The 12,753-nt window shown below is 54.1% G+C and carries 13 protein-coding genes; 8 read left to right on the top strand and 5 right to left on the bottom strand.

The window, feature by feature from the left end:
* Positions 1 to 101: 101 nt before the first annotated feature.
* Positions 102 to 1,052 carry a glycoside hydrolase family 43 protein gene (locus tag EoCCA6_RS15895; protein WP_152083466.1) on the top strand — a complete coding sequence of 317 codons (951 nt, stop codon included), beginning with the start codon at positions 102 to 104 and terminating at the stop codon, positions 1,050 to 1,052.
* 18 nt (positions 1,053 to 1,070) lie between these two features.
* On the opposite strand, the gene ampE is transcribed toward EoCCA6_RS15895, so the two are convergent.
* Both ampE and ampD read right to left on the bottom strand, forming a co-directional pair.
* Positions 1,071 to 1,925, bottom strand: a complete 855-nt coding sequence (gene ampE, locus EoCCA6_RS15890; RefSeq protein ID WP_152083465.1) for a beta-lactamase regulator AmpE — start codon at positions 1,923 to 1,925, stop codon at positions 1,071 to 1,073.
* Complete coding sequence (ampD, locus tag EoCCA6_RS15885; RefSeq protein WP_152083464.1) at positions 1,922 to 2,485, bottom strand: 1,6-anhydro-N-acetylmuramyl-L-alanine amidase AmpD; 564 nt, start codon at positions 2,483 to 2,485, stop codon at positions 1,922 to 1,924. Before ampD ends, ampE begins: the two co-directional genes overlap by 4 nt.
* Positions 2,486 to 2,572: 87 nt before the next feature.
* Here ampD and nadC point away from each other — a divergent pair, with 87 nt between their 5' ends.
* The 4 genes from nadC to hofC all read left to right on the top strand — a co-directional run bounded on the left by nadC (position 2,573) and on the right by hofC (position 6,661).
* Positions 2,573 to 3,466 carry a carboxylating nicotinate-nucleotide diphosphorylase gene (nadC, locus tag EoCCA6_RS15880; RefSeq protein WP_152083463.1) on the top strand — a complete coding sequence of 298 codons (894 nt, stop codon included), beginning with the start codon at positions 2,573 to 2,575 and terminating at the stop codon, positions 3,464 to 3,466.
* A gap of 176 nt (positions 3,467 to 3,642) precedes the next feature.
* On the top strand, positions 3,643 to 4,080 hold the full coding sequence (gene ppdD / locus EoCCA6_RS15875; RefSeq protein ID WP_152083462.1) for a prepilin peptidase-dependent pilin: 438 nt from the start codon (positions 3,643 to 3,645) through the stop codon (positions 4,078 to 4,080).
* Between the two features lie 12 nt (positions 4,081 to 4,092).
* Positions 4,093 to 5,475, top strand: coding sequence for a type II secretion system protein GspE (gene gspE, locus EoCCA6_RS15870; protein ID WP_152084468.1), 1,383 nt, complete (start codon positions 4,093 to 4,095; stop codon positions 5,473 to 5,475).
* On the top strand, positions 5,465 to 6,661 hold the full coding sequence (hofC, locus tag EoCCA6_RS15865) for a protein transport protein HofC (protein WP_152083461.1): 1,197 nt from the start codon (positions 5,465 to 5,467) through the stop codon (positions 6,659 to 6,661). Before gspE ends, hofC begins: the two co-directional genes overlap by 11 nt.
* Positions 6,662 to 6,694: 33 nt before the next feature.
* Here the strand turns inward: hofC and EoCCA6_RS15860 are convergent, their stop codons facing one another.
* A complete protein-coding gene (locus EoCCA6_RS15860) occupies positions 6,695 to 7,738 on the bottom strand; it encodes a GMP reductase (RefSeq protein WP_152083460.1) in 1,044 nt (347 codons plus the stop codon).
* A gap of 228 nt (positions 7,739 to 7,966) precedes the next feature.
* On the opposite strand from EoCCA6_RS15860, the gene coaE reads away from it, so the two are divergent.
* The 3 genes from coaE to yacG are packed head-to-tail and all read left to right on the top strand — an operon-like array spanning position 7,967 to position 9,534.
* Positions 7,967 to 8,587 carry a dephospho-CoA kinase gene (gene coaE / locus EoCCA6_RS15855; protein WP_152083459.1) on the top strand — a complete coding sequence of 207 codons (621 nt, stop codon included), beginning with the start codon at positions 7,967 to 7,969 and terminating at the stop codon, positions 8,585 to 8,587.
* Positions 8,587 to 9,330: a cell division protein ZapD gene (zapD, locus tag EoCCA6_RS15850; RefSeq protein WP_152083458.1), complete on the top strand. Its 744-nt coding sequence runs from the start codon at positions 8,587 to 8,589 to the stop codon at positions 9,328 to 9,330. Before coaE ends, zapD begins: the two co-directional genes overlap by 1 nt.
* A 9-nt stretch (positions 9,331 to 9,339) precedes the next feature.
* Entirely contained in the window at positions 9,340 to 9,534 is a 195-nt protein-coding gene (gene yacG, locus EoCCA6_RS15845) for a DNA gyrase inhibitor YacG (protein WP_152083457.1), read from the top strand.
* Positions 9,535 to 9,568: 34 nt separating this feature from the next.
* Here yacG and mutT read toward each other — a convergent pair whose 3' ends face one another.
* Both mutT and secA read right to left on the bottom strand, forming a co-directional pair.
* Complete coding sequence (gene mutT / locus EoCCA6_RS15840; RefSeq protein WP_152083456.1) at positions 9,569 to 9,961, bottom strand: 8-oxo-dGTP diphosphatase MutT; 393 nt, start codon at positions 9,959 to 9,961, stop codon at positions 9,569 to 9,571.
* A 57-nt stretch (positions 9,962 to 10,018) separates the two neighbouring features.
* Positions 10,019 to 12,724 carry a preprotein translocase subunit SecA gene (gene secA / locus EoCCA6_RS15835; protein ID WP_152083455.1) on the bottom strand — a complete coding sequence of 902 codons (2,706 nt, stop codon included), beginning with the start codon at positions 12,722 to 12,724 and terminating at the stop codon, positions 10,019 to 10,021.
* Positions 12,725 to 12,753 lie beyond the last annotated feature (29 nt).

The raw sequence follows: 12,753 nt of genomic DNA, 5'->3' as shown, positions 1-12,753 counted from the left end.
TATGTGACTGGGGTGAACGAGTGCAGCCAACGCGCATGCAACTTGAAGTATGAAGGGTATATCAGGAACTAAAGCCGCTGAGACTAGATAAGGAAAGCCGAATGCAAACCTGGCCAAACCCGTTTATTGAACAACGCGCCGATCCGTACATTTTGCGCCATGAAGGACAGTACTATTTTATTGCCTCTGTACCGCAGTACGACAGGCTGGCGATCCGCCGTGCCGATTCACTGGAAGGGCTGCGCATTGCCGATGAAGTTGTCGTCTGGCGCAAACCCGATTCCGGCCCAATGAGCCAGCTTATCTGGGCACCGGAACTGCATTACATCAACGGCAAGTGGTACATCTATTTTGCCGCCACGCACACGCAGGCACTCGACGAACTCGGGATGTTCCAGCACCGTATGTTCGCGATTGAGTGTGCCGACAGCGATCCGCTCACCGGTACGTGGGTGGAAAAAGGACAAATCAACACGCCCTTCGACACCTTCGCGCTGGACGCCACCACCTTTGTTCATCAGGGCAAACGCTGGTATCTGTGGGCACAAAAAGCCCCGGATATCTCCGGTAACTCCAACCTGTATCTGTGTGAAATGGAAAATCCCTGGACGCTGAAAGGCGAGCCGGTGATGCTCAGCAAACCGGAGTACGACTGGGAGTGCCGCGGGTTCCGGGTTAACGAAGGCCCGGCGGTGCTGGTCCACGGCGATAAATTGTTTATCAGCTATTCCGCCAGCGCAACCGATGAGAATTACTGCATGGGATTACTGTGGATTGACCTGCATGCCGAGCCGCAAAACCCGGCGAACTGGCATAAATCTCCGCGTCCGGTGTTCGTCACCAGCGATGAGAATCGTCAGTATGGACCAGGCCATAACAGCTTCACAAAGACGCCGGAAGGGGAAGACGTGCTGGTGTATCACGCGCGTAACTACACCGAAATTGAAGGCGATCCGCTTTACGATCCGAACCGTCACACCCGCCTGAAGCTCATCCGCTGGAATGAAAACGGGATGCCTGATTTTGGCATCCCGCCTGCCGATACGCATTGACCGATACGGTGCGCTGGCTTATACCAGCGTGCCGTAAATAGTCAGCAGCGCGACGATCACTACCACCACAAACGACGTTTTCTTCGCCATGGAAACAGCAGCTTTTGGCGTTTCCACCTTGTCGGTATGCGGTTCACGCGCCAGAGAGAACTGTGCCAGACGGGTTAACACCTGGTATTGCGACGTATGACGGTCGGCCAGCGAGGCAAACCATGCGGGCAACGCTTTTTCGCCATGACCAATCAGCGCATACACCACGCCCACCAGACGCACCGGAAGCCAGTCGAGCACATGCAGAATGCCGTCAATACCGGATTGCAAACGTTCATGCGGTGTTAAGTAGCGCGCAAGCCAGGTCTGCCAGGCACGCAGGAACGCATAACCCATCATCAGCACCGGCCCCCATGGACCACCAACGACAAACCAGAACAGCGGCGCAAGATAGTAACGGAAGTTAATCCACAGCAGCGCGTTTTGCAGCTCGCGCAGAAACTCACGCTCATTGCAATCCGGCGGAACGCCATGGATCAGCGTCAGCTCGCTCGCCATTGCACCATGCGCGTGCGCATCGTCGCGGGATGCCGCTTTCAGGTAGGCGTGGTAGTGCAAACGCACCTTACCCGCACCAATGCACAGTACCCCGAGCAGAAGCCACACCACCAGCAGGGGAACATTAAAAAAGAGGCCGTAAAGCGAGCGCAGCAGCAGGAACGTAATGACCATCACGCCTGCCATCATCAGCAACGTGCGCAGCAGGGAAAAGTGTTTAATGCGGCGGAAGATCACTTCCAGCCGATGATCCAGGTGCCAGTGCTCGCCGAGCTTGAACAGGCGTTCGGCAATCATAACCAGCAGCATGGTAAACAACGTCATGTTATCTCCTTATCTGACGACGCGGTAAGCATGGCGCGAAACCGGGACCAGTCAAATGCCGGGCCAGGATCGGTTTTTCTCTCCGGTGCGATATTGCTGTGCCCGGTGATATTTTCAGCCAGCGCGGGATATATCCCGATGAGCGTTTGGGTTACAGCAACCAGTTGTTGATACTGCGCATCGGTGTAAGGTGTTGTGTCAGTACCTTCCAGTTCGATTCCAATCGAAAAATCATTGCAGCGCTCACGCCCTTTATATTTCGACATTCCCGCATGCCAGGCACGCTTATCAAAAGGAACATACTGAACCACTTCGCCATCGCGACGTATCAGACAATGAGCCGATACGCGCAGATGGGCAATTTCAGCAAAGAAAGGATGCGCACCGGGATCTATCGTTCCGCTGAATAACGCATCGATCCACGGACCGCCAAACTCACCCGGCGGGAGACTGATATTGTGAACCACCAGCAGTGTGGGCTTTTCATCCTCCGGGCGGCAATCGTGGTGCGGCGAGGGCACATGCCGCGCGTCCACCAGCCATCCGTTTTCTAACAACATGCTGGAACTCCTTATGTATGGTGCTGTTACTCGGTTCAGAGTAGCATGTTTCAATATTATGATTCGTTACCAATTTGGAGTTTTATCATGCCGCCTCGCCGCTACAACCCCGACCACCGACGTGAAGCGCTTCTGGAACGTATTAACATGGATATCCCGGCAAGCGTTGCCCATGCTTTGAAAGAAGATCTGGGCGGTGACGTCAGCGCCGATAACGATATTACCGCACAATTATTGCCAAAAGAGACACGCTCACATGCGGTGATTATCACCCGCGAAGAGGGCGTTTTTTGCGGAAAACGCTGGGTTGAGGAGGTTTTCACCCAACTGGCGGGTGATGATGTGCAGATTACCTGGCACGTTGCTGATGGCGATACGGTCACCGAAAATCAACCGCTTTTCGAACTGGACGGCCCGTCCCGCGTGTTGCTCACAGGTGAACGCACCGCACTGAACTTTGTGCAAACCCTTTCCGGTGTAGCCAGTGAAGTTCGCCGCTACGTTGACCTGCTGGAAGGCACCCGCACGCAGCTGCTGGATACGCGAAAAACCTTACCGGGCCTGCGTACCGCGCTGAAATATGCCGTACTCTGCGGCGGCGGTGCAAACCATCGTCTTGGGTTATCCGACGCCTTCCTGATCAAAGAGAACCACATTATTGCCTCTGGCTCCGTGCGTCAGGCAGTGGAAAAAGCCTTCTGGCTGCACCCGGATGTGCCAGTCGAAGTAGAAGTCGAAAGCCTGGATGAGCTGGACGAAGCCATTAAAGCAGGTGCCGATATCATCATGCTCGATAACTTTGAAACCGAACAGATGCGTGAGGCGGTAATACGTACCCACGGCCAGGCACAGCTTGAGGTATCAGGCAACGTGACCTTTGACACAATCCGCGAATTCGCTGAAACAGGCGTCGATTTTATTTCCGTGGGCGCGCTCACCAAACATATCCGCGCGCTCGACCTCTCAATGCGCTTCAAATAATGCTGTTCTCCCCCTCTCCAGACGGAGAGGGGAATCACTGCCCCGCTCGCAAATTTCTTGTTCTCCACTGCAACCCCTTCTTCTTTCCCTGAACGCCCCTTCACGTTCCTTTTTTTCGCCCTCGTCGGCATTGCTTTCTGCTGCCAGAGTAGCGCCACTTAACAAAAGGAGCAGACATGAACAAACAACAAGGATTCACGCTCATTGAACTGATGGTGGTGATTGGCATTATTGCCATTCTGAGCGCCATTGGCGTACCCGCTTATCAGAACTACCTGCGAAAAGCCGCACTCACCGATATGCTGCAAACTTTCGTCCCCTACCGCACGGCCATTGAGCTTTGCGCACTGGATCATGGTGGCGTGGCAAGCTGTGACGCAGGCACTAACGGTATCCCTTCGCCCACAACAACACGCTATGTATCGGCAATGAGTGTGGCAAAAGGCGTGGTGTCTTTAACGGGCCAGGAGAGCCTGAACGGGCTTGAGGTTCTCATGACGCCGATCTGGAACGATGGCAACGGCATGACGGGCTGGACGCGCGACTGCAGGATCGATACCGACAGCGCGCTCAAACAAGCCTGTGAAGATGTCTTCCGCTTCGACAGCAACTGACAGGGGTGGATGATGAACTCAGAACAACTCATGGCGCTTTGTCAGCGCCATCATGCCCTGTTGCTGAGCAGCGACACGGACATGATCAGCATTGCTGTTACGGGGAATCCGGGTACTGAGCTGATGGAAGCCTTACGTTTTGCGACGCAAAAACGCATTGATATTGAGTGCTGGACCGCTGAGCGCATGGAGAAGCACCGGCAACTGGCCTTACCAACCCAACTGCCGCTCACCCCGACAGCAAACTCAGCCGTTGATGTCCTCAATAACACATTGCTTCAGGCCTTAAGCCTGCGTGCGTCAGACATCCATATAGAACCCACCGAACATGCATGCCAGGTTCGCTTACGTATTGATGGCGTTCTCTGTCCACAGCCTCCTCTATCCCCGGCGCTGGCGACCATGCTTAGCGCGCGATTGAAGGTTCTGGGCAATCTGGATATCGCAGAACGCCGTTTGCCGCAGGACGGCCAGTTTACGGTTGAACTGGCCAATGCGCCTGTCTCTTTTCGTATCGCAACACTTCCCTGCGACGGTGGGGAGAAAATCGTGCTGCGACTGCTGCATCAGGTGGAACAGGCCCTGGAACTTGAGCGACTGGGGATGAGCACCGGCCAGCAGGCACACTTTGCTGAGGCGCTCAACAAACCGCAAGGACTGATACTTGTCACAGGCCCGACGGGAAGCGGTAAAACGGTGACGCTCTATAGCGCTCTGCAGGCGCGTAATACGTCAGATGTGAATATTTGCAGCGTAGAGGACCCTATTGAGATCCCCCTTACTGGGTTGAACCAGACGCAGATTAACCCGCGCGCGGGTTTAACCTTCCAGAGCGTCCTGCGCGCGCTGCTGCGTCAGGACCCGGACATCATTATGGTGGGTGAAATTCGCGATGGCGAAACAGCAGAAATCGCCATCAATGCCGCACAGACCGGGCATCTGGTGCTCTCCACACTTCACACCAACTCGACGGCAGAAACGCTGATTCGCCTGCAGCAGATGGGTGTCGCACGCTGGATGCTCTCCTCCGCACTCTCGCTGGTGATAGCGCAGAGACTGGTTCGTCGTCTTTGCCCACATTGTCGACAAGCCTCCGTAGACAAAGCAGAACTTCCTCGCACGGTGTGGCCCCATCCCCTTCCGCACTGGCAACCGATCGGCTGCGAACGCTGCTATCACGGATTTTATGGCCGCGTGGCGATTTTTGAAGTGCTCGCTATCGACAACACGCTCCGGCAGGCCATTGCCAGCGGGGCGAACATTGACGTCATAGAAGCCAGCGCCCGGCAAGCGGGAATGCTGTCGTTGTTTGAGCATGGGTGCATGGCCGTTGAACAAGGGCTTACGACGCTTGAAGAGCTGTTGCGTGTACTGGGGATGCCCGATGGCAGCTAATCAACTCTGGCGCTGGCGGGCATTGTCAATTGACGGGGAGCCGCAAAGCGGAACGCTTTGGGCCTCTGACCGTTTATCGGCCTTCACAACCTTAATCCAAAAAGAACTGCATCCTTTAGTGTTAACCCGCTGCCCGCTGCCCCATCGCTGGCAGCCCCATCACTGCTACGATATGTTTCGGCAGCTTGCCACGCTGCTTCAGGCGGGTCTTACCCTTTCCCACAGCCTGGGAATGCTGGCGCAGCAGCACCCTTTACAACCCTGGCAGGCCCTGCTGCAAAGTCTCGCCGATGACCTAAGTGAAGGATGCGCGTTCTCTGAAGCCTTAAAAAAATGGCCGATGGTGTTTAGCCCACTTTATGTCTCGATGGTGAAAACCGGTGAGCTGACGGGAAAGCTGGAGGAGTGTTGTCGCCAGCTCGCACAACAGCAAAAATCACAGCAGCAACTCAGTGCGAAAGTGAAAAAGGCGCTTCGCTATCCTCTGATTATTCTTTCGCTGGCAACGCTCGTCGTGCTGGCGATGGTGACGCTGGTACTGCCAGAGTTTGCCGCCATCTATAAAACATTTAATACTCCACTCCCCTTTTTGACCCGGATGGTAATGGGAATTGCAACGTTTATTCAGGCGCATGCTGTCGCTCTCATCGTCACACTGATTGTACCGGTTATCGCCGTATATAGTGTGCGACGACAGCCACGGTGGCAGCGCGCGCGTCATCGCATTTTGCTGCGCTTGCCCATAATGGGGGCACTCGCGCGTGGTCAAAAACTGGGGCAGATTTTTACCGTACTGACGCTTACGCAGCAGGCAGGTATAGCCTTTTTACAGGGGCTGGAGAGTGCAGAAGAAACTGTCGAAAGCCTGTACTGGCGAGACACCCTGCGGGATATACGGGAGAATATTGCGAAGGGTATGCCCGTCTGGTCATCTTTTCGCAACGCTGCGGTGTTTACACCACTCTGTATTCAACTGATTCGAACCGGGGAAGTCTCCGGCGCACTTGACGTAATGCTGGCAAACCTTGCCCGTCACCACACGGAGCAGACCTTTCAGTTAGCAGATAATCTGGCTGCGCTTCTGGAGCCTTTACTGCTGATTGTAACGGGGGTGATTATCGGTACGCTGGTGGTGGCAATGTATCTGCCGATTTTCCATCTGGGGGATGCGATGAGCGCGGGATAGAACTGGCGCATGGAAATGCGCCAGCGGAAGCGATTACAGGCTATTGAATATGCGGTTTTCCTGCTCCTGAACGCGGATAAACGTCGTGCGTTTCGTCAGCTCTTTCAGGCGGGATGCACCCACGTAGGTGCAGGCGGAACGCAGGCCACCCAGGATGTCGCGCGCGGTATTTTCAACCGGACCACGCAGTGGCAGCTTCACGGTTTTGCCTTCTGCCGCACGGTATTTTGCCACGCCACCGACGTGACGGGTCATTGCAGATTCCGAGCTCATGCCGTAGAACAGCATAAATTTCTCGCCGTTCTCTTCTACCACGGTGCCGCCGCTCTCTTCATGGCCCGCCAGCATGCCGCCCAGCATCACGAAATCTGCGCCGCCGCCGAAAGCCTTCGCCACATCGCCAGGCATGGTGCAACCGCCATCACTGATGATCTGGCCGCCCAGACCATGCGCAGCATCCGCACACTCAATAACCGCAGACAGTTGCGGATAGCCGACACCGGTTTTCACGCGAGTGGTACAAACGGAGCCTGGACCAATACCCACTTTGACGATATCTGCGCCGGAAAGGATCAACTCTTCACACATTTCGCCGGTCACCACGTTGCCTGCGATAATAGTTTTAGTTGGCCAGGCTTCACGGGCTTTGCTGACGAACTGCACGAAGTGCTCGGAGTAACCATTCGCCACATCAATGCAAACAAAGTTCAGCGCCGGGTTAGCGTTCAGGATCTGTTTCGTCTTCTCAAAATCAGCGTCAGAGGTGCCGGTTGAAACCATCACATGCTTGACCACCTCTTCGGAGGCAGATGCAACAAACGCATTCCACTCTTCAGGGCTGTAATGTTTATGGACTGCAGTGAGGATGTCGAACTGCGCCAGCGCGGTCGCCATCTCGAAGGTGCCCACTGTATCCATATTCGCCGCGATGATCGGCACGCCAGACCAGGTCTGACCGGAATGCTTAAAGGTGAATTGACGTTCGAGTTCAACGTCTGAGCGACTTTTCAGTGTAGAGCGTTTAGGGCGGATAAGAACGTCTTTGAAACCTAACTTCAGATCTTCTTCGATACGCATGTGCGGATTCCTGGGGTTAGAGGCAAATATGTTAAAAGCACAACTCCAGTGACGTTATCATACGCACTAATACCTGCTCTGCAAGACTGCGAAATTCTCTTTTTTTACGCTACAATCCTATAAATTTACCTGGTAAAAAGCCGGGAAAGGGTTCTAAACATTGGCTGCAATAAGTTTGAATTTTAAGCAACTGATTTTAATAATGAATAATTCCCAGGATTTGATTTAATGGGGTATATCGTCGCATTAACCGGTGGCATCGGTAGTGGTAAAAGTACCGTTGCGAACGCGTTTTCTCGTCTGGGCATCACGATTATTGATGCTGATATCATTGCCCGTCAGGTGGTAGAGCCGAATACACCCGCTTTAAAGTCCATCGAAGCACATTTCGGTAGCAGAATTCTCAATGCAGATGGCACGCTCAACCGCCGTCAGCTTCGGGAATGCATTTTTTCTGATTCGTCAGAAAAGGTCTGGCTTAATGCCCTTCTTCACCCCATTATTCACCAGGAAACCCAGCGTCAGATTGCTGAAGCCAGCTCTCCCTATGTTATGTGGGTCGTTCCGCTACTGGTAGAGAATCAGCTTCAGAATAAAGCCGATCGGGTTCTGGTCGTTGATGTTTCACCCGAAACGCAAATCCAGCGAACTATGGCGCGCGATAATGTCACGCGCGATCACGCTGAACAAATTCTTGCCGCTCAGGCCACACGCGCTCAGCGCCTTGCCGTTGCGGATGATGTTATTGATAATAACGGCGCACCAGATGCCATTGCATCGGATGTTGCCCGTCTGCACGCGCAGTATCTGACGTTCGCCGCGCAGGCCGTTGCACAGGAAAAACCATAATGTCGACTCACATCCTTTTTGAGCACCCGCTTAACGAAAAAATGCGTACCTGGTTACGCATCGAATTTCTGGTTCAACAGCTCTCACAACATCTGCCTATAAACGACCATGCCGCTGCACTGCATTTCTTCCGCAACGTGGGCGATCTGCTGGATGTGATTGAACGCGGAGATGTTCGTACCGAACTGCTGAAAGAGCTGGAGCGTCAGCAGCGTAAATTACAGGCCTGGACAGAAGTGCCGGGCGTTGACCAGAGTCGTATTGATGCACTTCGCCAGCAGCTGAAAAACAGCAGTACCATGCTGATGGCAGCTCCACGCGTCGGACAGTTTTTACGGGAAGATCGCTTAATTGGCCTGGTGCGCCAGCGCCTGAGTATCCCCGGCGGCTGTTGCAGCTTTGACCTGCCGACGCTTCATATGTGGCTACACATGCCGCAAGAACAACGTGATGCACAGGTGAATAGCTGGCTGGCAAGCCTGAACCCGATGCATGAGACGTTATCGCTGATCCTCGATCTGATCCGTAATTCAGCACCGTTTCGCAAGCAAACCAGCCTCAACGGTTTTTACCAGGACAATGGCGATGACGCCGATCTGCTGCGTCTGAATTTATCGCTGGGCGATCAGCTTTACCCGCAGATTTCCGGGCATAAGAGTCGTTTTGCGATTCGCTTTATGCCGCTGGATAGCGAAAATGGCACCGTGCCGGAACGCCTCGATTTTGAACTGGCCTGTTGTTAAGGAGTGCCAATGTCTGACGTAATAACCGTTAACTGCCCTACGTGCGGCAAAACTGTCATCTGGGGCGAAGTGAGTCCGTTTCGCCCATTCTGTTGTAAACGCTGTCAGTTAATTGATCTGGGTGAATGGGCTGCAGAAGAGAAACGTATTCCGAGCGAAGGCGATCTCTCTGACAGCGATGACTGGAGCGAGAGCCAGCAGTAACGTTCAAAGCCTGCTGACGCTTCGCTTAGCAGGCCTACTGTTGTGCAGCTAACCGCAGGATCACAGGCTCATTGGCAGGCGGGAATTTTTCAGCATCACTCGCCTGAAGCACAACCCAGTTACCCGGTTGTCCCTCTTTCCCCCACGGTTCGCCTTCCCAGCTTTCTACCAGCCAGAACCACAGCGTGATGTGACGATCGGGAAACTGGTATTCGAGCTTATCAAACAGCGTTGCGCCAAGCGGCGTAATCCCGACCTCTTCCTGAAGCTCACGCACCAGCGCCTGTTCCGGCGTTTCGCCTGACTCAATTTTTCCGCCCGGAAACTCCCACTTATTCGCCATATGGGCGTCCGCGGCGCGCTGGGTGATGAAGATTTGATTTTGCGGGTTGCGAATAATCCCGACGGCAATTTGCAGTGTTTTCATTCTGTCGCTTCCATAAAAAAGGCGCAGATTTCTGCGCCTTTTTGATTTGTTATTAACTTAGCTCAGACGCCCGTGGCACGCCTTGTATTTTTTACCGGAACCACATGGGCACGGATCGTTACGACCCACTTTGCGATCGCCAGTCTGCGCCGCAATCGCCGCAGCGGCTTCGCTCTCATCCGTCTGGTGGCTCAGTTGTTGCATCTGCGCCAGACGTTCAGCCTCTTCACGACGCTGCTGCTCCATCGCTTCTACTTCTTCTGGCATACGTACCTGAACCTTGCTCAGCGTGCTGATCACTTCATATTTCAGTGACTCCAGCATAGACGCAAACATGGAGAAGGACTCGCGCTTATATTCCTGCTTCGGATCTTTCTGCGCATAACCACGCAGGTGAATACCCTGACGCAGGTAGTCCATTGCCGCCAGGTGCTCTTTCCACAGAGAATCCAGCGTTTGCAGCATTACGCCTTTCTCGAAGTGACGCATCATCTCTGCGCCAACCACTTCTTCCTTACGCTTGTAGACGTCCAGTGCGGTTTCGTAGATACGTTCGCGCAGGGTTTCTTCGTGCAGCTCAGGCTCTTTATCCAGCCACTCTTTGATTGGCAGATCGAGGTCGAAGTCGTTTTTCAGACGTTCCTGCAGGCCTTCGATATCCCACATCTCTTCCAGAGACTGTGGTGGAATATGGCCGTCGATGGTCGCCTTAAAGACATCTTCACGAATGCTGTTGATGGTTTCGCTCACGTCGGATACGTCCAGCAGTTCGTTACGCTGGGTGTAGATCGCACGACGCTGATCGTTGGCAACATCGTCATATTCCAGCAGTTGCTTACGAATATCGAAGTTGCGGCTTTCCACTTTACGCTGTGCGTTAGCGATCGCTTTGGTAACCCACGGGTGTTCAATCGCTTCGCCTGGTTTCATCCCCAGTTTACGCATCATGCCGGAAACACGGTCGGAGGCGAAAATACGCATCAGCGCATCTTCCATAGACAGGTAGAAACGGGACGAACCCGCATCACCCTGGCGGCCTGCACGACCACGCAGCTGATTATCGATACGGCGAGATTCGTGACGCTCTGTACCAATAATATGCAGACCACCGGATGCCAGCACCGCGTCGTGACGAACCTGCCAATCCGCTTTGATCTGAGCAATCTGTTCCGGCGTTGGGTTTTCCAGCTCCGCCACTTCAGCCTGCCAGCTACCGCCGAGCATAATGTCCGTACCACGACCCGCCATGTTGGTGGCGATAGTGACCGCTGCCGGATAACCCGCCTGCGCAACGATGTCTGCTTCTTTGGCGTGGAATTTGGCGTTCAGGACGTTGTGTTTGATGCCCGCTTTGGTCAGCTCATTAGAAACCACTTCGGATTTCTCGATGGAAATGGTCCCCACCAGCACCGGCTGGCCGTTGGCGGTACGATCGCGAATATCTTCGATGATCGCCTGGATTTTTTCCGCTTCGGTCATATACACCAGATCCGGCATATCCTTACGGATCATCGGACGGTTAGTTGGAACGACCACGGTATCCAGCTTGTAGATAGAGCTGAATTCAAACGCTTCGGTATCTGCTGTACCGGTCATCCCCGCCAGCTTCTCATACAGACGGAAGTAGTTCTGGAAGGTGATAGAGGCCAGCGTCTGGTTTTCGTTTTGAATATCCACGCCTTCTTTGGCTTCAACAGCCTGGTGCAGGCCGTCAGACCAGCGACGACCCTGCATGGTACGGCCGGTGTGTTCATCGACGATGATGACTTCACCGTCTTTCACGATGTAGTCGACGTCACGGGTGAACAGCGCGTGGGCACGCAGCGCCGCCGTCACATGGTGCATCAGCATGATGTTACTCGGTGAGTACAGAGACTCACCCTCTTCCATGATGCCTTCAGCCACCAGCAGCTCTTCGATTTTCACCAGACCGCGTTCGGTCAGGTTCACCTGGCGCGCTTTCTCATCCACGGAGAAGTGGCCTTCACCCTGGAAGGTATCGGAGTCTTCTTTCTCCTGACGCAGCAGATGCGGAATGATTTTGTCGACTTTGCGATACATCTCGGAGCTGTCTTCAGCCGGGCCGGAGATGATCAGCGGGGTACGCGCTTCATCGATCAGGATGGAGTCAACCTCATCCACCAGCGCATAGTGCAGTTTACGCTGCACGCGCTCTTCAGGGCTGAACGCCATGTTGTCACGCAGGTAGTCAAAGCCGTATTCGTTGTTGGTGCCATAGGTGATATCCGCGTTATACGCTTCACGCTTGGCTGGCGCTGGCAGGCCGGACATGTTGATACCGACGGTCATGCCGAGGAATTCGAATAATGGGCGGTTGTTTTCGGCGTCACGCTGTGCCAGATAGTCGTTGACGGTAACAACGTGAACGCCTTTACCGGTCAGTGCGTTCAGGTAGGCCGGCAGCGTTGCGGTCAGGGTTTTACCTTCACCGGTACGCATTTCCGCGATGCAGCGCTCGTTGAGCACCATACCGCCCAGCAACTGAACGTCGAAGTGACGCATACCGAACACGCGCTTACTTGCTTCGCGCACCACCGCGAACGCTTCCGGGATCAGGCTTTCTAACGTTTCGCCTTTTTCCAGACGCGCGCGGAATTCCGCCGTTTTCGCTTTCAGCTCGTCATCAGAGAGCTTCTCCATCGCCGGTTCCATACCGTTAATGACGGCAACAGCTTTGCGCATGCGGCGCAGAGTACGATCGTTACGACTACCAAAAACTTTGGTTAATAATTTGATTAACATAATAAATTCTCAAACGCCCCAGATGGGCA

The organism is Enterobacter oligotrophicus (assembly GCF_009176645.1).
Classification (GTDB): domain Bacteria; phylum Pseudomonadota; class Gammaproteobacteria; order Enterobacterales; family Enterobacteriaceae; genus Enterobacter; species Enterobacter oligotrophicus.
Note: the sequence above shows the minus strand (reverse complement) of the source record. Positions and strands in the feature narration are given on the sequence as shown.